The sequence below is a fragment of the Ruegeria sp. AB5 genome, from assembly GCF_056542645.1.
Genome location: NZ_JBQGAE010000012.1, coordinates 40,857 through 59,143, shown reverse-complemented (window position 1 = coordinate 59,143; position 18,287 = coordinate 40,857). Strand labels below are relative to the sequence as shown.

At 53.6% G+C, this 18,287-nt stretch carries 25 protein-coding genes; 17 read left to right on the top strand and 8 right to left on the bottom strand.

What is annotated here, in order from left to right; translation table 11 throughout:
* Positions 1–183: 183 nt before the first annotated feature.
* From ACR0L4_RS17765 to ACR0L4_RS17745, 5 genes are all read left to right on the top strand, one after another.
* Positions 184–507, top strand: a complete 324-nt coding sequence (locus tag ACR0L4_RS17765; protein ID WP_480514424.1) for an ArsR/SmtB family transcription factor — start codon at positions 184–186, stop codon at positions 505–507.
* A complete protein-coding gene (locus ACR0L4_RS17760) occupies positions 497–967 on the top strand; it encodes an SRPBCC family protein (protein ID WP_480514423.1) in 471 nt (156 codons plus the stop codon). Before ACR0L4_RS17765 ends, ACR0L4_RS17760 begins: the two co-directional genes overlap by 11 nt.
* Positions 864–1,361, top strand: coding sequence for a GFA family protein (locus ACR0L4_RS17755; protein WP_480514422.1), 498 nt, complete (start codon positions 864–866; stop codon positions 1,359–1,361). Before ACR0L4_RS17760 ends, ACR0L4_RS17755 begins: the two co-directional genes overlap by 104 nt.
* Complete coding sequence (locus ACR0L4_RS17750) at positions 1,333–1,800, top strand: YybH family protein (RefSeq protein ID WP_480514421.1); 468 nt, start codon at positions 1,333–1,335, stop codon at positions 1,798–1,800. The genes ACR0L4_RS17755 and ACR0L4_RS17750 overlap by 29 nt, the downstream gene beginning before the upstream one ends.
* 100 nt (positions 1,801–1,900) lie before the next feature.
* Positions 1,901–2,539 (top strand): class I SAM-dependent methyltransferase, encoded by a 639-nt coding sequence (locus ACR0L4_RS17745; protein WP_480514420.1) that lies wholly within the window; start codon positions 1,901–1,903, stop codon positions 2,537–2,539.
* Positions 2,540–2,641: 102 nt separating this feature from the next.
* Here ACR0L4_RS17745 and pth2 read toward each other — a convergent pair whose 3' ends face one another.
* The gene (gene pth2 / locus ACR0L4_RS17740) at positions 2,642–3,067 is read right to left on the bottom strand and encodes a peptidyl-tRNA hydrolase Pth2 (RefSeq protein ID WP_480514419.1); all 426 of its coding nucleotides are present in this window, start codon (positions 3,065–3,067) and stop codon (positions 2,642–2,644) included.
* Positions 3,068–3,338: 271 nt separating this feature from the next.
* On the bottom strand, positions 3,339–3,734 hold the full coding sequence (locus ACR0L4_RS17735) for a GFA family protein (RefSeq protein ID WP_480514418.1): 396 nt from the start codon (positions 3,732–3,734) through the stop codon (positions 3,339–3,341).
* Between the two features lie 236 nt (positions 3,735–3,970).
* On the opposite strand from ACR0L4_RS17735, the gene ACR0L4_RS17730 reads away from it, so the two are divergent.
* The 4 genes from ACR0L4_RS17730 to ACR0L4_RS17715 all read left to right on the top strand — a co-directional run bounded on the left by ACR0L4_RS17730 (position 3,971) and on the right by ACR0L4_RS17715 (position 6,690).
* On the top strand, positions 3,971–4,582 hold the full coding sequence (locus ACR0L4_RS17730; protein WP_480514417.1) for a class I SAM-dependent methyltransferase: 612 nt from the start codon (positions 3,971–3,973) through the stop codon (positions 4,580–4,582).
* Between the two features lie 100 nt (positions 4,583–4,682).
* On the top strand, positions 4,683–5,246 hold the full coding sequence (locus ACR0L4_RS17725) for a sugar O-acetyltransferase (RefSeq protein ID WP_480514416.1): 564 nt from the start codon (positions 4,683–4,685) through the stop codon (positions 5,244–5,246).
* Between the two features lie 130 nt (positions 5,247–5,376).
* Positions 5,377–5,910: a carboxymuconolactone decarboxylase family protein gene (locus ACR0L4_RS17720; RefSeq protein ID WP_480514415.1), complete on the top strand. Its 534-nt coding sequence runs from the start codon at positions 5,377–5,379 to the stop codon at positions 5,908–5,910.
* 33 nt (positions 5,911–5,943) lie between these two features.
* The gene (locus tag ACR0L4_RS17715) at positions 5,944–6,690 is read left to right on the top strand and encodes an SDR family NAD(P)-dependent oxidoreductase (RefSeq protein WP_480514414.1); all 747 of its coding nucleotides are present in this window, start codon (positions 5,944–5,946) and stop codon (positions 6,688–6,690) included.
* 75 nt (positions 6,691–6,765) lie between these two features.
* On the opposite strand, the gene ACR0L4_RS17710 is transcribed toward ACR0L4_RS17715, so the two are convergent.
* Together ACR0L4_RS17710 and ACR0L4_RS17705 are read right to left on the bottom strand one after the other, a co-directional pair.
* Complete coding sequence (locus tag ACR0L4_RS17710) at positions 6,766–7,398, bottom strand: VOC family protein (RefSeq protein ID WP_480514413.1); 633 nt, start codon at positions 7,396–7,398, stop codon at positions 6,766–6,768.
* 22 nt (positions 7,399–7,420) lie between these two features.
* A complete protein-coding gene (locus tag ACR0L4_RS17705) occupies positions 7,421–8,098 on the bottom strand; it encodes a glutathione S-transferase family protein (protein WP_480514412.1) in 678 nt (225 codons plus the stop codon).
* A gap of 217 nt (positions 8,099–8,315) precedes the next feature.
* Between ACR0L4_RS17705 and ACR0L4_RS17700 the strand changes: the two genes are divergently transcribed.
* The 5 genes from ACR0L4_RS17700 to ACR0L4_RS17680 all read left to right on the top strand — a co-directional run bounded on the left by ACR0L4_RS17700 (position 8,316) and on the right by ACR0L4_RS17680 (position 11,699).
* Positions 8,316–9,065, top strand: coding sequence for an SDR family oxidoreductase (locus ACR0L4_RS17700; protein ID WP_480514411.1), 750 nt, complete (start codon positions 8,316–8,318; stop codon positions 9,063–9,065).
* Entirely contained in the window at positions 9,062–9,766 is a 705-nt protein-coding gene (locus tag ACR0L4_RS17695; protein WP_480514410.1) for a glutathione S-transferase family protein, read from the top strand. The genes ACR0L4_RS17700 and ACR0L4_RS17695 overlap by 4 nt, the downstream gene beginning before the upstream one ends.
* 12 nt (positions 9,767–9,778) lie before the next feature.
* Entirely contained in the window at positions 9,779–10,231 is a 453-nt protein-coding gene (locus ACR0L4_RS17690; RefSeq protein WP_480514409.1) for an SRPBCC family protein, read from the top strand.
* Between the two features lie 131 nt (positions 10,232–10,362).
* Complete coding sequence (locus ACR0L4_RS17685) at positions 10,363–10,803, top strand: DUF1330 domain-containing protein (RefSeq protein ID WP_480514408.1); 441 nt, start codon at positions 10,363–10,365, stop codon at positions 10,801–10,803.
* 179 nt (positions 10,804–10,982) lie between these two features.
* Complete coding sequence (locus ACR0L4_RS17680) at positions 10,983–11,699, top strand: N-acyl homoserine lactonase family protein (RefSeq protein WP_480514407.1); 717 nt, start codon at positions 10,983–10,985, stop codon at positions 11,697–11,699.
* Between the two features lie 145 nt (positions 11,700–11,844).
* Here the strand turns inward: ACR0L4_RS17680 and ACR0L4_RS17675 are convergent, their stop codons facing one another.
* A complete protein-coding gene (locus tag ACR0L4_RS17675) occupies positions 11,845–12,723 on the bottom strand; it encodes an EamA family transporter (RefSeq protein ID WP_480514406.1) in 879 nt (292 codons plus the stop codon).
* Between the two features lie 119 nt (positions 12,724–12,842).
* Here ACR0L4_RS17675 and ACR0L4_RS17670 point away from each other — a divergent pair, with 119 nt between their 5' ends.
* Complete coding sequence (locus ACR0L4_RS17670; protein WP_480514405.1) at positions 12,843–13,346, top strand: Lrp/AsnC family transcriptional regulator; 504 nt, start codon at positions 12,843–12,845, stop codon at positions 13,344–13,346.
* Positions 13,347–13,395: 49 nt separating this feature from the next.
* On the opposite strand, the gene ACR0L4_RS17665 is transcribed toward ACR0L4_RS17670, so the two are convergent.
* A complete protein-coding gene (locus ACR0L4_RS17665) occupies positions 13,396–13,860 on the bottom strand; it encodes a hypothetical protein (protein WP_480514404.1) in 465 nt (154 codons plus the stop codon).
* Between the two features lie 99 nt (positions 13,861–13,959).
* On the opposite strand from ACR0L4_RS17665, the gene ACR0L4_RS17660 reads away from it, so the two are divergent.
* A complete protein-coding gene (locus ACR0L4_RS17660) occupies positions 13,960–14,310 on the top strand; it encodes a winged helix-turn-helix transcriptional regulator (protein ID WP_393933220.1) in 351 nt (116 codons plus the stop codon).
* 18 nt (positions 14,311–14,328) lie between these two features.
* On the opposite strand, the gene ACR0L4_RS17655 is transcribed toward ACR0L4_RS17660, so the two are convergent.
* The gene (locus ACR0L4_RS17655; RefSeq protein WP_480514403.1) at positions 14,329–15,090 is read right to left on the bottom strand and encodes an SDR family NAD(P)-dependent oxidoreductase; all 762 of its coding nucleotides are present in this window, start codon (positions 15,088–15,090) and stop codon (positions 14,329–14,331) included.
* A 642-nt stretch (positions 15,091–15,732) separates the two neighbouring features.
* Complete coding sequence (locus tag ACR0L4_RS17650; RefSeq protein WP_170357373.1) at positions 15,733–16,740, bottom strand: helix-turn-helix domain-containing protein; 1,008 nt, start codon at positions 16,738–16,740, stop codon at positions 15,733–15,735.
* Between the two features lie 132 nt (positions 16,741–16,872).
* Between ACR0L4_RS17650 and ACR0L4_RS17645 the strand changes: the two genes are divergently transcribed.
* A complete protein-coding gene (locus ACR0L4_RS17645) occupies positions 16,873–18,270 on the top strand; it encodes an amidohydrolase family protein (RefSeq protein WP_170337131.1) in 1,398 nt (465 codons plus the stop codon).
* Positions 18,271–18,287 lie beyond the last annotated feature (17 nt).

The following is an 18,287-nucleotide window of genomic DNA, read 5'->3' as shown; positions in this document are numbered from 1 at the left end:
TCTGTTTCGCAGAGCGGGTAGTCCGGGTTGAGGGAATGCTAGCGCAAGGTCTGATGAGCGGACTCTGCTGCCGTTGGATGTGTCGGTCCCAATGTCTGGTTTGAGTTCCTTCTCAGACGCGTCTTGACTTCCATTCAAATTACTTTAGTATTTACTAAACTGTTTAGAGGAAAATGAAGTATTGTGAGCACCGACGCGACTTTTTCAGCACTCGCACACCCTGTCAGGCGTCAGATGCTGGATAGACTTCTGGATGGACCCACGACGGTAAGCCAACTCGGTGCAGATCACGACATGACACCGGGAGCGATCTCCCAGCACCTCCGGGTGCTTGAACAGGCTACCATGATCCGCAGGACGTTGAATGGTCGGCAACACCACATCGAACTGGACGAAAGAGGCTTCCAACCGGTTCTAACCTGGGCGGAAAAGTATGGGGCATTCTGGGGCGCCAATCTGGAGTCGTTGGGAGAGTTCCTAATGCGCGAGAAGTCCGATGAACAGTGATGCTGCATCTGAAGTCGATGAGGTCAAAGTAACAGCCTGGTATGCTGTAGGTGTTCGCCAAGCATTCTCAGCTTGGGCTGACCCAGGCAAAATAGAGAAATGGTTTGGCCCCAAAGGCTTTCGCGCCGAAGTCCTCGAAATGGATTTCAGGATCGGCGGTCGCTGGCGCTTCAAAATGATTTCGCAGTCGGGAGATGTCTCCCATCATCGAGGTCGGTACCTAGCAATCGAAGCCGACAAATTGCTGTCGTTTACTTGGGAAAGCGAAGAAGAGAGTGACCTGACAGAAGGGCGCGAAACGCGTGTAAGCGTTCAATTTAGCGCCGAGGCGGGCGGCTCTCGTGTGACATTGATCCATGAGCGCCTTCCCACACTCCAGGCAAAACAAGCTCTCGAATTTGGATGGTCGAGTGGCATACCGAAACTGCGGCGACTTTTGGAAGGGACGCGGGATGACTGAGATCATTCATGGAAGCTGTGCCTGCGGTGCCGTGAGGTATGAAGTTCGCGCTGAAATCGAGTTCTCGTTCAATTGTCATTGTCGGAAATGCCAGAGAGCGACTGGCACTGGTCATTCGTCGGCATTCGCGGTCCCGAAGGCTGAGTTCAAGTGCTCTGGGACGATTAGGGAATTTGCTTCCTCAAGTGACAACGGTGCCATCACCCACGCTGGTTTCTGTCCAGAATGCGGTTCGCCAATGACCAGCCGCACCGAGAGGTTTCCCGAGCGCATTTACATACATGCCGCCACAATGGACGAACCTTCCAACTTTACGCCAGCCTTCGTAGTTTTTGGCGATGCGGCGCAACCTTGGGACCTACCAAGTGATCAACTGGCGAATGCCTCGCGGTAACCCGAGCAATTTGAAGCAGAAGAATACGGCAATCGACAACAGCTTAGAAAAACTAGCATTGGAAGCGACAGTGTCCGCCAAATCTTTCGTGAAAGAATACGAACACGCTCTCGGCACTCAAGATTGGAGCTCCGTTGCACCCCTCATCAGCGACGACGCGACAGTTATCTTTTCGAATGGCTCTTTGCATGCGGGGAAAGAGGCGATCAGGACGGCATACCAACACAACTTCAATACGATAAAGGGTGAAGAGTACCGGATCGAGAACGTTCACTGGCTGGCGGAGACGGCGGACGCCGCCGCTTACAGTTTCGAGTTTCATTGGACCGGCGTAATTGAAGGACGGGAAGCTTCAGGTTCGGGACGTGGCACTGCGGTATTGGTTCGCGATGATGACCGTTGGCTGCTGGCTGGAGAGCAGTTGGGGCCAAAGTCGTAGCAGCGGAACGCATTCTTCGGCGTTGCAGCATGCGGTGTTCTAGGCTGACTACGTTGAAAAGAACAAATTGCCGGACTTCGTGCTTTAGAGAGACCATAAGATGAGCAAGTCTGAAAAGTTCTGGGACCAATCGGCCGATAACTACGATAAGACTGAAGAGCGATTTGAGTACATCCACAGCCGGAGCAGAGACCTCGCCAAGGAACACCTTAAGGATGGCGATGTCGTTCTAGACTATGGGTGCGGCACCGGCACGAACGCCTGCGAAATTGCAGGTCACGTGAAGGAAATTCAGGGGATTGATATATCCGCGAGAATGATTGAAATCGCCACAGGCAAAGCGGCCAAATCGAAAATCACAAATGTTGACTTTGCCCAAGGCGACATCTTTGACGATCAGTTCGAGGAAGGGTCCTTCGATGTCATTCTGGCCTTCAACATGCTGCACACAGTACCTGATCCACAGAAGGTCGTTCAAAGAACGCTTGAGCTGCTAAAACCGGGCGGGACATTTTTGTCGGCTACGCCGTGCCTGGGAGGCAAGATGGCCTTCTTTGTCCGCCTCCAAATCTTGCTTGTGCGATTGTTGCTAGTGATCGGGATAATACCCGTTCCGATCAGGCGACTAAGAACAGCTGATTTGGATAATTTGTTGGCGGTTGAGGGATTACGTATGGTTCGCACCGAAGAGATCTATAGGGGAGCATCTAGCTACTTCGTCGTGGCAAAAAAGGACTGATCATGTCGCTTGCCACGATTCAGGGTCGTGATGAAAGTAAACTCTAAGGCGGACAAATGCAGGTGCCGGACAACCTGTCGTTCTGGTGAAGGCCTTACAGGATCAAAGAAGGGCCAGGTCACCAGTTAACTTGTCAATTTCAGCACCCGTAGCCGGGCCAATACCCAAGCAAGTGATTGTTCCTTGTGCGAGAAGCGTCTTACCAGCATCTCGAACGAGGTAGGCGGGCAATGACTTGGTTTGCGCTGCGGAGTGCAATTCCTCCAACTCCAGCTCCGAAGTACATTTAAGCACAATTTTTGGCATTCCGCGTTCAAGCCACTCGTCCCGCATACTTTCTGCTGCTGCAAGAAATGCCGATACTGATGCATGCGCAACCTGTGCCGAAAGCTTGCCTTTAGGCAATCTCAGCGCATCGTTCACGACAATAACCTGTTTCATTGAAACACAGTGCCCGCATTCCAGAGGGGCGGCAACTTGATTGATCGCTGTTCGAGTTTGAGCGTCCACTCGTGCGACGCGCAGCATCCTTGGCTTTGGGCCCGCGCCAGACCTAAGCCGCAAGGCGTGTAGGATGACAGCTGCGCTGGACAAAAGCACAATTTCGCTACAGCTGCGCCAATGACCGCTTCAGATATGATTGATCGGCAGAAATGGTCGGAACCGCCGGCGGTAAGATTGAGTACTTGCCTATCGTGGCCGCGAAACAGGATTGGGATCGCAGTAGGTTACCGTCTGCTGTGCAGGACCTTGCGGCTTTTGATCTTCAATGCGTCAATGCTAGCCTTCGGGAAATGCTTCAAAACCACATGTCCGTCACGGTCCGGCTATCACCTGGAAGTTCTTTGAAGCTGTCGAGCCCCTCAAAGTGGCGGATTGGAATCTGGCCAATTGGAGAGGGGTCAGACATCCGAAGATTGACGGCCGTCCGCTTACGCCCGCTTTCTTCCTCGGAACACACGACAAAATGCGTCACGCACCCACAAGTTGCGCAGAAATGAAAATTGATATCCCCGCTATCGCGGCGTCGATAGGTACTGGTTTCTCCGGTCGTCTGAATGTCATCGCCAAAGTATCCGTAAGCCCATAAGACGCCGTATCTCCGGCAAATTGTGCAATTGCAGGCCGTGACTGACTTTGGCATCGTATCAAGGGTCCAGCCAGCTTCGCCACAATGGCAAGTTCCTTCCAGCATTTGTTAACCTCCACTCTTAGCACAGTCGGCGATCAAGCCGCGTCGGCGTTTGAAAGATGATAGAATTTTCATAATTGGCAAGCCAGACTGCTAATATCCAAGAGGCACGTTGTATTCTGAACCCGAAGCCACGCCGACGGAAAGACAAGGCACGAACACCTGTTGCAGGTCAGGTCCAATCGGCGGAAACTGCTCCCAATTATTTGCCACCGCCAAACCACCGGTTAGAATTGAACATGCCCTCAGACGCCGACAAAACCATCGATTTGTATCGCCGTCATGCACCTGCATGGACCCGGCAGCGAGGGAAGCACTTGGTGGAGCGCGAATGGCTCGACAAGTTTATCGAGCTGCAGCCGGACACACCATCCGTTCTGGACATCGGATGCGGGTCCGGAGAACCAATCGGTCGATATCTGCTGGAGTGTCGGTGCTCCTTAACCGGAGTGGACGCTTCTCCCGAACTGCTAGAAATCGCACGCGATAGTCTGCCATCAGCGACTTGGATAAGCGCAGACATGCGTGGTCTTGATCTGCGCACTCAATTTCATGGCCTTCTGGCCTGGAACAGCACCTTTCATCTAACTCCGGATGATCAGCGCCGGATGTTTCCTATTTTCAGACAGCACGCAGCTCCCGGTACGGCTTTGATGTTTACGAGCGGACCGGCCTGCGGTGAAGCAATGGGTGAATTTGAAGGTGAGGTTCTCTACCATTCAAGTCTGGACCCGAGCGAATACCAAGAGCTGTTAGATCAGCATGGTTTTGAGTTGATGGATCACGTCATAGAGGATCAGAATTGTAACGAACAAACCGTTTGGCTCGCCCAACTCCGCGACGTAGATTGAGCATCCCTTCTTCCGGCTGTTCGCTAACCTAGCCTTTGGCCGGGCGTCCCAGGCCGAGTGCAGAAAACTGGTCGCTACTGACGACACCTTAGGAAAGTCGATGCAAAAGACAGAACGGCAAAAGATGATAGCAGGCGAGTGGTACACGTGCCTTGACGATGAGCTTGAAGCGCTTCGTGTCACTGCGCGTTCGGCGGTGCATGAGCACAATTTCCTCGCTCCAGAAGATCGCGGCGCGATTGGTTCGAAGCTGCGCAACCTCATCAGCGCGGGATCGGCCATCATTGAGGCTCCATTCCACTGTGCGTACGGGATCAATATTCGGCTAGGCAATCAGGTGTTTCTGAATGCGGGCTGCACGATATTGGATTGCGCGACGGTCACGATCGAAGACCAGTGCCAACTCGGCCCCAATGTCCAAATCTACTGTGCCGAACATCATCAGGACCCGATCAAGCGCAGCGTCAATGGGTTGGAGATCGCCCGTCCTGTTCATATTGGCAAGCGGGTTTGGATCGGCGGCGGCGCGATCATCCTTGCCGGCGTTACAATTGGCGAAGGCGCAGTAGTCGGCGCAGGCAGTGTTGTTACCAGAGATGTCAATCCCGGACAGGTTGTCGTTGGAAATCCTGCCCGACCCATTGAGCGCAAACGGTATGACTAGGCGAACTGAGTATCGAAGTAGATACTAAGTTAGAAAAGTTGTCCTTCTTTCAAATAGTTATGCATGCACTTAGGTGTTTTCGACATTGGGGATCATCAGTCCCTTTCCGTCACACACTTAGGATAAGATCATGACAGTATTTGCGAACCTTGGAGCCGATTCCAGCATCGGCGACATCCTCTTTTCAGACCCTGACCGCTACGCTCCGATTCTGGCATTTGCACAAGATGCCATGCGCAGCGACAGGAATTTGCCCCACAAGACACGAGAACTACTGGCCGCTTATGTCTCTGGTTTGAATGAGTGTGCGTTCTGTCAAGGCGTACATGCGGATGTCGCAAAACGATTTGGAGTCGATCCGTCGATTCTTGCAAATCTGTTGTTCAGCGATGACCTGGCCAGCATTGAAGATGAGCAAAAATCCATCTTTGCGTTTGCACGTAAATTGACAGTTTCGCCTTCCAAAGTCGTGGAGGCCGACCGGCAGGCCGTTTTGGCTGCAGGGCATTCGGAAGAAGTGTTGAAAGATGTCATCGCAATTGTATGCCTGTTCAGTTTCTTCAACAGGCTGGTTGATGGTCACGGCATTAAGGGCAACGCGGAGATTTTCAACCGGGATTCCGAAATGCTCGCCGCGTTCGGCTACGTCCCTCCCTCTCAATGAGACGCCAACAATCAGCTAGAAAAGGACCAAGAAATGAATAGAACATATGACACGGCACTGATCATTGGCGGCAGCAAAGGGGTGGGCCTAGAGATGGCCCTTGCCCTGTCTGGCCAAGGCACAAAAACACATGTCGTTGCGCGATCCGAAAACGATCTGAAGCGTCTGAGGGAGAAGGCCCCGAGCATCCACACCATCACAAAGGATGCTTCGGAAAACGGCGTGGCGGATGATCTGCTTGCCGCATTGCGTCCTGATCTATTGGTTCTCAGCGCCGGCGCAACGCCCCGCATGGTGCCGTTTCAAACTCAGGCATGGGACGAGTTCAGCGCGGCCTGGAACACAGACATGAAGATTGCGCACGGCTTCATGTCCGCAGCGCTGAACCAGCCTATGCCCTCGGGAGGTACAATTGTCAGTTTTTCGAGCGGGGCTGGTTTAAGCGGATCACGCCTGTCAGGCGGCTACGCCGGTGCAAAACGGATGCAGCACTTCCTTACCGAATATGCACAGCGCGAGGCCGACAATCTCGACTTGGGCTTGCGGTGTTTGTCAATTATCCCAAAGCAATTGGTGCAGGGAACGGAGAAGGGTTTGGCGGCAGCGACTGCCTATGCGGCAGCGGTTGGAAAACCACTGGATCAATTCTGGTCGCAATGGGACAACGCGCTTACCGCCAAAGGCATCGCAGATCATGTGGTCGAGCTCTTGGGTCGACCCGAGGCTTTGCAGTCCAACAGCTACACCATCACTGGCAAAGGTATCGAGGCGTTCAGCTAACTCGGCGCCCGCCCCGTTGCGGGCGAGCCAACAACAACCGATGATGTTAGGAGCGGCTCAAACGCCTTCACGAGACTAGCTTAGCACTTTTGGGCCTGACGGCGTTTCAATCACTGCCGTCAGGCGAGTTTCACCGTAGCCAATCTTGATGCGTGGGTCATCCAGCTTTCCGTCCAGCCAAGTGTTGATATCGTCAGCGTTCGGGCTCTCAACCGTCAGTGATGTGAAGCTACACCCCCGCTGCCCCATCTTAGAAGCCACATGTGGCCCTTTGGGCCATTGAAGCACTTTGGGAAATGCACCTGAGAGTGGCACCGCTCCGTCCTCGCGCACCGACATCAGCCAAGTCAGATCGCCGCGCGTCATTTCGATGATGGAGCCAGCTGTTTCCTGCATGCCGTCTAAAGATCTGCGGATATTGCTGGCCCCAAGTATCCACGCGCCGATACGCGGATCAGCGTTGAATCCATCGAGACCGAACCAGCGTGGACGATCGGGGGCCGTTGCTTTGGGATCAATGGCAATGACTTCCAGGAAACACTCGGCCCCCAATGACAAAAGCAGGTTGTGCGTCCCCATTATTGGATGTGAGCCACCGGGCGGCATCTCAATTCCCAACTTGTCACCGATGTAGCTCGCGCCTTCTTCAAGTGAGCGTGCGACGACTGCTATGTGATCGAACACAAGCTCGGAATTGGGTAGTTGCATTGGGGAGATCCTAAGAATGGTATTACCAGTGACCGGGCATCGTTGCCTCGACGCCGGGGCGTTCAAAAACACGCTGCTTCCATGCTTCGAGACGGTCAAGTGTGTTTGCAAGCTCCGCGAAACCCAGCTCGGCCAACAAGTCCGGTTTAGTTTCCGACGCCCGTTGCACAAGTCTGATTTCCGTCCAGGATACCGCATCGGCGGCGGACGGATTGTCGCCGACAAGGAAGTCGCGTCCGTCGCTGAGCTTGGTATCAAGAAACCGCATCTCACTCTGCATTGCATCTGACGCTGCCACAAGCGTTTCCCACTTCGGCGTGCCTTTGTCATCTAACGACGCACCTTGAAAGAAAATCGGTGTGAGGAAATCGGCCGTTGCCTGTCGCAAGTATTGGCGGGATTCCATGGTCGCCTGCCAAATCTCGGCGGCTTCCACATCGGTCGAACCAAACAATGGCTTTTGTGGAAACTTTCGATCCAACCAGGCCAAGATTGCCATCGAGTCCCGGATAACAATGCCATCGCTTTCCAGCACCGGCACCGTTCCGCGCGGATTGAGCGATATGAACGGCTCCGCCTTATGCTCGTTCTTGGATAGTTTGAGTTCGTTGATCTCAACGGTCAGACCTTTGAAGGCAAGGCCAAGCAGGACGCGCCATCCGCGCGGCGAACCGCTGATTGTCGTCAGGGTGAGTGTCATCTGAGTCTCCTTTTCTAGAAGAGACCTAACGAGCGGGTCTGCCTATGCAAGAAGGCAGAAATTCCGAAGCGAGTACGCAAATTCATACTTACCCCGCGCCAACCGAACAGTATCAAAAAGCATACTATAGCCGGAAACTCTGCCTTCTTGCCACAGAATACCGGCACCCCTAAATCAGTCTCAACACAGCAATAAATGACCGAACAGGAAGCACCAAATGAGCAAACTGGAAAACAAAACTGCCCTGATCACTGGCGGCACGACTGGTATTGGATTCGCGACCGCACAGCGTTTTATTTCTAACGGCGCACGGCTGGCGATCACTGGACAGAACCCAGCACGGCTTAGTCACGCTAGTGAAGCGTTGGATGGTGACGTATTAGCTCTGCAGTGTGACCAGGCTGACTTGGCACAGGTCGAAAACATTGTTGCCGCGCTGGCGGATGATTTTGGGTCGCTTGATACCGTGTTCCTAAATGCCGGTGTCACACTGCCAGCCCCCATTGAGGCCGTCACTGAGGATCAATTCGATCTTCTCTATCGGACAAACCTCAAAGGTCCGTTTTTCACGCTTCAGAAACTCATTCCCATACTCTCTGGTGGCGCAACAGTGGTCATTAATGCGTCCAACCTCGCGGGACTGGGGGTACCGACGACAAGCGCATATTCAGCGACCAAGGGCGCTCTCGTGTCGCTCACCCGCGTTTTCGCTGCCGAACTCTTGCCCAAGGGCATCCGCGTTAACGCCGTCGCGCCGGGACCGATTGAGACACCGAGCATGGGCAAACTGGGCATGAGTGATGAAGAGCTGCAAGGGCTGATGGAACAACTTACAACAACCATACCTATGGGACGCATTGGTCAGGCCGAGGAAGTCGCGAAAGCGGTGCTGTTTCTGGCGTCCGACGACTCCTCCTTCATGACCGGCGAGATCATGACGCTGGATGGCGGATGGAGCAGCCTTTGACCGAAGGTAACGAAATGACCATCACCGTTTACAATATCAGCGGCTCACCGATGGGCTGGCGCGTACTGCTTGGGCTCGCCTTCAAGGGGCTCGACTACAAGGTGGTTTACCTCAGCGGATCGGAAAAAGAGCACAAGCAAGATGCTTTCCTGCAGATCAACCCACATGGGAAAGTACCCGTTCTGGAGTATGACGGCGTTTTTCGGCGGGAATCCTTGTCAATCCTTGGCTGGCTCGATGAGCAGTTTCCCGAACACCCCCTCTTTGGGAAAACCGAGAAGGAGATATCCGCTGTTTGGATCTGTGCGACCAGGTACAGCGATTATCTACTGAAATCTACGAGTCATGTCGTATTCCCGGTTTTTGGCGGCCCAGATGGAGCCCCGAAAGCGCCAAAGGAAGATGCACCGGGCCTCGAACTGGCAAGCGACTTGCTCAAGATCGAATTGGCGGAATTGGAGCGCGATCTTTCGGACAGCGCGTTATTGTGCGGAGAAACCCCAAGTGCCGCTGATGCCGTCGCTTTCCCTGAAATCGGGCGGATCATGCGTGCGATTGAAACCAAGCCAGCCTCCATGTCGGCCTTGGGCTTCGATAACTTTGACCAGGAATTTCCAAACCTCGCCCGATGGCGTAACCGCATTGCAGCCTTGCCGGACTACGCAGCAACCGTGCCGCCTCACTGGTCAGCTTCAAATTGAAAGGGAAACTTCATGTCACAAAACAGCTACAAGAGAACCATTCAGACCACGGCAACGCGTGCTGACGTCTATGCCGCGCTAACAACTGGGTACACGCAATGGTGGACCAGCGAGGCCGGGACGTTCCAAAATCTTGGCGATGTCGCCAAGTTCGGCTTCAGCGAACGGAATGGATATTGGACCTTCAAAGCCATATCTCTGGACCCACATCGCATCGAACTGGAATGCGTCGAGGCGCTACACATCCATGAGGGAAAGCCCAAGGAAATCGAAACCGAATGGCTCGGCACACGGGCGATCTGGGACATCAGGGAAACCGAAGACGGGACCGAAATTCACTTCGTTCATGATGGCTTGAACCCTGATCTTTTGTGCTTCGACATCTGCGAGGCGGGTTGGGACATGTTTTTTGTCGATAGTCTTAAGGCCTATCTCGATACCGGAACGGGCAAGCCACATGTGTGAAGGCGACGAAGGTGGCACGACAGTTTCAGTGCCGAATACGAACCAACAAGAGTTTTGGGAACAGGAGCTCGACCGACTGGCAGCGGTAATTGGTCCGAACCCTTCTGATCCATCAACAAAGGAACCGATAGATGAAAACCGATGCCGTTAAGAATGAACTGGTCACATGGTATGGCGATGGCTCTGATGGCGCCGCACCTAGACCGGAGCAATGGGCGCGGATATTGGAGCGTGCGCCGGAAGAGGGTGTCACCTTGATCAACTTTTTCAAGTTTCGCGAGACGGCGAGTTATGCAGGGGAAGATGCAAGTATTTCCGGCAACGAAGCTTTCGACAAATATGCGGCGGTCAGCATTCCAACGATGGAGCGTGTGGGCGGAAAATTCCTGCTCGTCTCCCCTTTTGAGGCATCCCTGATCGGTGCGGACGAAGATTGGGATCTTGTTGCCATCGGAGCTTACCCAAATCAGCAGGCTTTCCTCGATCTTTATCAGGACAGGGCCTACCACGAGGCGTTTCAGCACCGCACCGCCGCCTGTGCTGCGCAAAAAGTGATTATCGCCGGAACCTGAGATAGTGATCTCCCGCTGAATGTTGAGAACTGCGACCAGTTCTAGATGTCCTCTGATCGGCAGCATGTACCAGCGCAGTGAGAAACAGAACGGCTTTAACGACCACACACTACTGCTTTAACAGTCACTTAGTTGCGTTGATGAAGTGATAGGACGGAATAACAAAAAGGATCGGGCGAATGCGGTTATATCTACTGAAACTCGGAACTATACAGCCCGGTGATGTACCCGTTGCGGGCTATCTGATTCAGATGGAGGACGGGATCAACGTCCTCGTCGATACGGGGTTTCCGCGATCATTCGTCAATGACCCGCAGAACCCACCAGGAATGACAGTCAGGATTGGGCCGGAAGAGACGATCATCGCCCGCCTCGCGTCTATCGGATTGGAGCCCTCAGATATTGACTACCTCATATGCACGCATTTGGATGACGACCACTCCGGAAACCATGATCTATTCACCAACGCCGAGCTAATTGTTCAGCGTGAACAGTATGAACTTGCCAAGGACGGTCACGAACGCTTTGCGGCCAATCGTGACATTTGGGACCATCCCTCGCTTCGCTACCGAATGGTCGATGGGGACGTTGAACTCGTCCCTGGGATAGAACTGTTAGAGACGAGTGGGCATGTCCCAGGCCACCAGTCTGTCCTTGTTCGTCTGCCGGAAACCGGGACGGTCATACTCGCGGCGGATGCCATCATGCACAGCTCAATGGCTGATGCTAAGACCCGCGAGATGTTTGTAACGGACATGGACGACGAAAAGCGCATTCGAGCCAGCACTCAGAAGATTGCAGATGTCGCCTCACGCGAAGGTGCTGCGCTGGTCGTTTATGGGCATGATAGCGAACAATGGGCAGGGTTGCGTCAGGCCCCTGCATTTTACCAATAGAGAGATACACACGCATCGGACGCAGCGTTGCAGAACTAGGAATACAAAGCCGGGCATTCCCCCAGAGATATCGATTTGTAGCTCCGCCCGCATCTTGCGTCTTCGTTGGCAGTTCGTCGCACAGCAGGTTTGTGGAAAAGGCCGGTTAGCCGGCATCGCTTGTCTGAGCCGTCGGAACCGGTATCGGGGCGGGTTTGTGAACGGCCACCCCGATCATTACAAGCACCACGCCAATCACGTCGATGGTGTTTGGAATCTGGCGAAGGACAATGACGCCGATAATTGTTGCCGTTGCGGGTAGCAAAGCCAGGAGGAAGGCGAAACTGGCGCGTGGCAGGCGGGACATAGCGAGTTGATCGCAGACATAGGGAATCACCGAAGAACAGATGCCGACACCGATCCCGGCCAGCACAAGAAAAGGTGCGCCGAAGGCCTCAAGCGCCTGCAAGAACCCGATTGGCATGACGAAGATGAATGCCGCCGTCATCGCTGCGCCGAGGCGCTCCACACCACCGGAGGCGCCGCCCTCAGAGATCTTGTGACCGAGGATGATGTAAAGGACGAACAGCGAACCATTCAGAACCGCCCAGAACAAGCCCACCAGGTCGGATGTGAGCGCAGCCTCGTCCGCAGCAACAAGGGATCGCACGTCAATTAAGAGCGCTACACCAATGATGGCGACAACAAAGGCAAGATAATTGCGCCCCGTCCGCAGCCCCCACAGCGCAATTCCGATGGTGCCCACGAATTCGATAGCCGCGACCACTGCAATCGGAAGCCGATCAAGTGCGAGATAGAATGAACTGTTCATCACGGCTAAACAGCCTCCGAGAGCCAGGAGCAGGATGCGTTCGCGGTTGTTGGACTTCTTGAACGTGCGCCAGGGCTTTGTGATTGGCGCGAAGACAAGAGCGGCCGACGCAATGCGGAACCAAGCAACGCCAAGCACACCTACCACCGGGAAGAGCAGAACCGCGAAAGCCGGGCCGAGATAGTGGAAAACGGCAGAGACACCGAACCACACATGTGGAGGAACGGCCTCGGAAATGCGCGACATGGTTCTGGGGGTGAGGTTTGCGGGGGTTTGATTTGTCATGTATGCATGATGCAAGGTATGGTGACGAAATGATATGGAGATCAAGTATGTCTGAAACACAATCAAAGGCCGAAAAAAAGGAAATACACCCTAAAAACCTTCGATCTGATGAAACCGGACTTGACTCAATAGACGCCGCGATCCTGCGTGAGCTCTGCGCGGACTCGCGCACTCCCCGTGCTGAATTATCCCGTCGCGTGGGCCTGTCCGCACCAAGTGTCGCAGATCGTGTCCGGCGGCTTGAAGATGTCGGGATCATCACTGGCTATGGCGCGCGGATCGACCCGGCCCGTCTTGGTTACGGTCTCACGATCCTGATCCGGGCGCGCCCGATGCCGGGCGAAATGAGGAATATGATCGAGGCGATTCAGGAAACGCCTCAGATCATCGCCTGTGACCGCGTCTCAGGTGAGGATTGCTTCGTCGCACGGGCCCATGTCCGCGATGTGGCAGAAATGGAAGCGGTGATTGATCGGATTGTACCCTTCGGGGCGACGAACTCATCGATCGTTCAATCGTCGCCTGTCGAGGAACGCCTGGTCAAGTTGTAACTTGCCAAGAGCAGTGTAGCGTATGTTGGGCACTTGGGAGGAAAGTCTTTCAGTTCCGCTGCTCTTCGCCACGCGCTCTGATTGAAACAAAGCCCAACCATAGACCCAGAAGGGTTGTGTGTAGAACGATGAAACCACCTGTTAGCAAGAACCAAAGGATCAAATCGTCGATCCTGACCTTCGCAGCCACGCCAAACAGAGATGAGGCCGCAGCAAACAGCCCCATGAGCCAGGCCACCTTCAGGGCATCAAACATTGATCCATTCCGCCAGTCTGTATGGAAATAGACGAGAACGAGGGCGAGAGCTTCCAAGGCCCACGCCGTTATCCCATAGAAGTAAAGTGGCTCATCCATGCGGGTATAAACACCCAAGCCAAGAAACTGTTGTTCAAACAGAACAACGTGCCAAAACACCGCAATACAGGCTGTGATCAGGAAGGCACCAACGAATGCGATTTTTTGTAGTTTTGTCATTTGAAATCTCCAAACAGTGTGTGGATCGCGAACCACCATGGCCGCTTTGGGCCAGAGATACGGGTTAGGTAGCCTATTGCAAGAAGGCAGTTTTTTCGAGTAAAGTATCTAAAATGATACTATTGGAGGAGTTGAGACATGGTCACGACGTCTGAGGCTGAGGCTCTAGAGCAACATCCTGAGTTGGCCGACCTCTGTCCCATGCCGGATATTGCAAAGCTGATCGGCGGGAAGTGGAAGCTCATCATTCTGCAAATCCTGATCTTCAAAGGCACGAAACGTTTTAATGAGCTAAGACGTATGATCCCGGGGGTCACTCAGACCATGCTTACCAATCAGTTGCGGGCGCTGGAGGGTGATGGGCTGATTACACGAAAGGTCTATGCGGAAGTCCCGCCAAAAGTCGAATACACGGCCACGCAGCGGGCCTTGGACTTGGAAGAGATGTTTCACGCCATGCACAACTGGTGGCTCAAGGCAGACGGATAAACCGCCTGCCCAAAGGGGTTAATCTACAATGTGACCTGCTGAGTTGTTCAGCATCGTCCCTGACATGAACTGCGCCAAATCCGATGCAGCGAAGGCAAAGACAGCCGCTGTGTCTTTGGCTTCTGGAAGTTTCTTGAGCGCCGTTTTGTTTTGCTCGATGAAATTCTTCATCTCGCCAAAACTCAGCCCCATATTCGCGCCCATGGTTGAGAATGTATACTCGATTGTCGGTGAATCCGGCATGGCTTCCGATCTGACTCCGAGTACCCGGACGCCTGCCGGGCCGTACTCATGGGATAATGAGCGCATCAATCCCTCGGTTGCCGCATGTGAGGCTGTCAGTGCCGGTGACCATGGAGACCCGACTTTGGCCAAAGTCGATGTGTTCATGATAATCACACCGTTCCCCTGTTTCGACATGTGACGAAACGCGGATTTCGCCGTGATGAATTGGGCCGCCGTATCGACGGCGATTGGCATCATGAACTGCTCAAGTGACACCTCGTTTGCTGGCTTACCGTGCTTGTAAAGCACAGGCTCAACACCGGACATGTTCACCACAATGTCGATTGATCCAGCTTCACCGGCAACTCCGTCAATGTAAGCGTCAACCGCGCCTTCATCCGTCGCATCAATCGCAGTCAGCGTTGGCTGGTCCGGTATTGCGCTGGTGGAAGACCTGAAAACGGTTGCCCCTTCCAGTTCGAACCTTTCAGCAATGTGCTTGCCCAGATACCCGCCTGCTCCGAACACCAATGCGTTTTTTCCTTCAAGTAACATGATCTGTGTCTTTCCTTCGAGTTTGAGAGAAGCGGGCGGATCACATGGGTGATCTCTTCCCGCGGACTCGCTGGAAACTAGACAATTGGTATGTTTTCACAAGAAGGCAGAAACTTCATGTATAGTACCTAAAATAGTACTATTGAAGCGCTCGGATTCCGGTCCGTCTAAAGGACGCCCAACCGCCGCATCTCGACTTCCGAAAAGTCGTCATTCGTCGACGCCGCATCATCAGGAAGAATGGGCTCAGTGTTGCCGTTCTCCGCAGCAAGCATGATTGGCTGGTCCCAGCCTGAAGCAGGCATTCACAATCACGCTTTTCAGTTTTGCACCAAGCCATTGACTAGGACATGCGCGACGTTCAGGAAATCATGTTGTCTGCTGTAAACGACTGAATTGGGCTCGGTGCCATCGTTGTCTGCTGTTAGCATGATTGGCCGCACGCAGCCCGAAGCGGACCTTCGCAACCAAGCTTTGCTAACTCCGAAATACACAACGAAACGGCCAGTTGCAGAGGTTGTATCGGCGGTGGCAACCAACCATTCATGTCGTCGACTAACCTGTTCAACGTCGCACTACAACTTCTCCGAACTGATCCCACGAGGACCTAATCTTCGAAGCGTTCATTTGGCTCGACCACATTTACTTGCTTCGGAACTTGGTCGGTGTCATTCCGGTCTGACCTCGGAAAAAGCGAGTGAAATGGGACTTGTCAGAATAGCCGAGCATCAGTCCGATCTCTGCAATTGTCATCTGGTTTTGTTTGAGGTGCTCCTTGGCGACATCGATACGCAGCCGTTTGATTTCGCGCGGTAGCGTTGTGCCTTGTTTTTGAAGCGCTTTCAGAAACCGTTCCGGTTGTATTCCCAGCATTCCAGCCACCATCTCTGGTCCCAAATCGGTTTCATCCAGTTTGTCGCGTAAGACAGATCGCAAAGCTGCCACCACGGTTACTTCTTCATCTTGTCGAAGTGATGCTATGGGCTTGGCAGAACCCTCAGAGACGTGGTGCAAAAACAACCATTCCACAGGAAAACTAATTTGCATTCCGGGATCAGTCCCAAGGCCAACCTCGATCCCTTTGTAGTCGATAGGCAGCCCATTGATGTATCTGCTTTCCCATCGCACACGGGAAGAGTCCCAGGACTCTCCGACGACGGTCTGCAATAGGCGTACATAGATTGCGGCACCAAAACCGGTCACCTGAATGGGTGGGACGGTTGGTTCCTGTTGCCTCTCGATACGATAAGTCGCTTTGTCTGCTTCAATGACAAGGCTGTGCCGCACAGAATTGGACTCCTGCGGCACGAGCTCAACAAAGCGGGTAAAAAACTCGAACAGCGTTTTTGTAGATTGCAAGGCTTGAGCGAAGGGCGGCCATCCTTGTAGGTCAAACGCTTCCCCTACATTCAGTCCTAGGTATCGATCCCCTGATACTTCTGAGAAAGCATTTACCAAGCCGTAAACCAACTCGGAGTGAACGAACACGGATGGGTTAGTCATCAGTTCAGCTTTCAAGCCGACCTGATCCAATGCTGGTTGCGGATTGATCTTACGTTCGGTGAGATATTGCAGAAAGGGAGCGGCTAAAGAGAGGCGAACAAAGCCCTCGCTATGCTCTCGGGAGGTGGAGTTGAAAGGCAAGCTCATAACCCTTGTTGGATTAGCTTTAAGAAGTGGCCATTTTTGCAGTCACATTCGTACATCCTAATTCAAAAGGGGCAACCGAGCCAATGAATTCCAGACTATAGTTGGCAAAACATGAATATGAAGGGAGTACTTATGTCCGGCTTACGAATGTCTCTTTGCTCGACGGCAATTGTCGCGGCAGTTCTTTCTTTTTCGGCGACCGCGCAGGCTCAGGATCAAGAAGAACCCCAAACGCTGTTTACCAACGTGCATGTCTTCGACGGTGTGAATGAGCAACGCATTGAAAATGCCAGTGTTCTGGTCGAGGGCAATCTGATCAAGTCCGTCTCAACCGATGCCATTGATGCGCCGAGCGCGACGGTTATCGACGGCGGTGGGCGCACTCTGACACCGGGCTTTATAGAGAATCACGCGCACCTGATGCTCATGGGGCCATCGATTGCCGAGATGGAAACCAACTCGACCTGGGAGGATTTCGCCATCCACGGGACCCGGATGGCCGAAATGTACCTGATGCAGGGCTTCACGACCGTTCGCGATGCCGGGGGCGCTGGCGGCGGGCTGCGGCGCGCAATTGACGCCGGCCAGATCGTCGGCCCCCGCTTTTATCCTTCCGGGGCATTTCTCGGAACACGTGGTGGTCACGCCGATTTCGCATCCTTCACATCTCCGCCGGGTGGGGTGACCAACTTTGGGACTCTGAATATGGCCCAACAGGTCAACGGTGTTGACGAAATTTACATGTATGGCCGCAACAACCTGCGCATGGGTGCCACGCAATTGAAGTTCATGCAATCAGGTGGGGTGATTTCGGCATTCGATCCATGGCAGTTGCTCGCCGGTTCGAAAGAAGAGATCGAGGCCGCTGTTCAGGTTGCCAACGAGTACGGCACCTATGTCATGGCACATTCCTACCGCAAAGAAGCGATCATCAATGCCCTGAATGCAGGGGTCAGAACCATTGAACACGGATTTCACTTTGACTGCGAGATTTCTGCTTTGATGAAAGAAAAAGGAGCGTACATCACGACGAACATCACAGCATTTGATCCAGGCCTACTTGATGTTCCTTCCGTGAAAAACAACCCCAACAGTTTGAGGAAGGCCAAATCGGCCTCGGCGACCTTCGAAGCCTACATTCCAAGTATGAAGGAATGCCCGGCGCCGCGCGGTTTCCAAACCGATTGCGTCGGCTCGGTCGAAGCGTGCAACATCCAGATCGCCTACGAGAAACATCTGAATAACCATTTCTTCGGCCCCTATGCGTCGATGGTAACCCTAACTTCGGTAGGTGGCGAGATCGCGGCACTTAGCGGTGATTTCATGAACCCCTATCCGGAAGGCAAACTGGGTGTGATCGAAGAAGGCGCCTATGCCGACATCCTGCTGATAGACGGCAACCCCCTCGAAGACTTCTCTGTCGTTGGAACAGGCGATCAGTGGTTCGGTGCGGACCCGAGGCCGGACAGCCCGGAAACAATCCGCCTGATCATGAAGGACGGTGTGATCTACAAAAACACACTGGATTGACCAGATAAAGCAGCCGG

Excerpts from the sequence above, each read along its gene's own strand:
- ACR0L4_RS17760 (WP_480514423.1), top strand. The coding sequence starts at position 497 with ATGAACAGTGATGCTGCATCTGAAGTCGATGAGGTCAAAGTAACAGCC.
- ACR0L4_RS17665 (WP_480514404.1), bottom strand. The coding sequence starts at position 13,860 with ATGGTGGTTCGCGATCCACACACTGTTTGGAGATTTCAAATGACAAAA.
- ACR0L4_RS17685 (WP_480514408.1), top strand. The coding sequence starts at position 10,363 with ATGAAAACCGATGCCGTTAAGAATGAACTGGTCACATGGTATGGCGAT.
- pth2 (WP_480514419.1), bottom strand. The coding sequence starts at position 3,067 with ATGCTGCGCGTCGCACGAGTGGACGCTCAAACTCGAACAGCGATCAAT.
- ACR0L4_RS17680 (WP_480514407.1), top strand. The coding sequence starts at position 10,983 with ATGCGGTTATATCTACTGAAACTCGGAACTATACAGCCCGGTGATGTA.
- ACR0L4_RS17720 (WP_480514415.1), top strand. The coding sequence starts at position 5,377 with ATGACAGTATTTGCGAACCTTGGAGCCGATTCCAGCATCGGCGACATC.
- ACR0L4_RS17735 (WP_480514418.1), bottom strand. The coding sequence starts at position 3,734 with ATGCTGGAAGGAACTTGCCATTGTGGCGAAGCTGGCTGGACCCTTGAT.
- ACR0L4_RS17700 (WP_480514411.1), top strand. The coding sequence starts at position 8,316 with ATGAGCAAACTGGAAAACAAAACTGCCCTGATCACTGGCGGCACGACT.
- ACR0L4_RS17650 (WP_170357373.1), bottom strand. The coding sequence starts at position 16,740 with ATGAGCTTGCCTTTCAACTCCACCTCCCGAGAGCATAGCGAGGGCTTT.
- ACR0L4_RS17670 (WP_480514405.1), top strand. The coding sequence starts at position 12,843 with ATGTCTGAAACACAATCAAAGGCCGAAAAAAAGGAAATACACCCTAAA.
- ACR0L4_RS17690 (WP_480514409.1), top strand. The coding sequence starts at position 9,779 with ATGTCACAAAACAGCTACAAGAGAACCATTCAGACCACGGCAACGCGT.
- ACR0L4_RS17655 (WP_480514403.1), bottom strand. The coding sequence starts at position 15,090 with ATGTTACTTGAAGGAAAAAACGCATTGGTGTTCGGAGCAGGCGGGTAT.
- ACR0L4_RS17710 (WP_480514413.1), bottom strand. The coding sequence starts at position 7,398 with ATGCAACTACCCAATTCCGAGCTTGTGTTCGATCACATAGCAGTCGTC.
- ACR0L4_RS17730 (WP_480514417.1), top strand. The coding sequence starts at position 3,971 with ATGCCCTCAGACGCCGACAAAACCATCGATTTGTATCGCCGTCATGCA.
- ACR0L4_RS17755 (WP_480514422.1), top strand. The coding sequence starts at position 864 with ATGAGCGCCTTCCCACACTCCAGGCAAAACAAGCTCTCGAATTTGGAT.
- ACR0L4_RS17725 (WP_480514416.1), top strand. The coding sequence starts at position 4,683 with ATGCAAAAGACAGAACGGCAAAAGATGATAGCAGGCGAGTGGTACACG.
- ACR0L4_RS17705 (WP_480514412.1), bottom strand. The coding sequence starts at position 8,098 with ATGACACTCACCCTGACGACAATCAGCGGTTCGCCGCGCGGATGGCGC.
- ACR0L4_RS17715 (WP_480514414.1), top strand. The coding sequence starts at position 5,944 with ATGAATAGAACATATGACACGGCACTGATCATTGGCGGCAGCAAAGGG.
- ACR0L4_RS17660 (WP_393933220.1), top strand. The coding sequence starts at position 13,960 with ATGGTCACGACGTCTGAGGCTGAGGCTCTAGAGCAACATCCTGAGTTG.
- ACR0L4_RS17745 (WP_480514420.1), top strand. The coding sequence starts at position 1,901 with ATGAGCAAGTCTGAAAAGTTCTGGGACCAATCGGCCGATAACTACGAT.
- ACR0L4_RS17645 (WP_170337131.1), top strand. The coding sequence starts at position 16,873 with ATGTCCGGCTTACGAATGTCTCTTTGCTCGACGGCAATTGTCGCGGCA.